This window comes from Micromonospora sp. NPDC049274, assembly GCF_040678875.1.
Classification (GTDB): Bacteria; Actinomycetota; Actinomycetes; order Mycobacteriales; family Micromonosporaceae; genus Micromonospora.
Window position 1 is genome coordinate 64,819 of the sequence record NZ_JBFAQS010000017.1, and the last position, 237, is coordinate 65,055.

A 237-nucleotide genomic window follows, 5' to 3' on the forward strand; every position below is an offset into this window, starting at 1 on the left:
CAGGGCAGCCAGGGCAACACCGGCGCGCAAGGCAGCCAAGGCTTCCAGGGCGCGCAAGGCGACACCGGCGCGCAGGGAGCTCAGGGCTTCCAGGGCGCGCAAGGCGACACCGGCGCGCAGGGAGCTCAGGGCTTCCAGGGCACCCAAGGCAACACCGGCGCACAAGGCGCGCAGGGCAGCCAGGGCAACACCGGCGCACAAGGCGCGCAGGGCAGCCAGGGCAACACCGGCGCACAA

General features: G+C 73.4%; 1 protein-coding gene. It reads left to right on the top strand.

The annotated features are described in order from the left end of the window. Positions 1 to 237 (top strand): collagen-like protein (locus AB0K10_RS26570; RefSeq protein ID WP_363687798.1); only part of this gene is annotated, 237 nt, incomplete at both ends.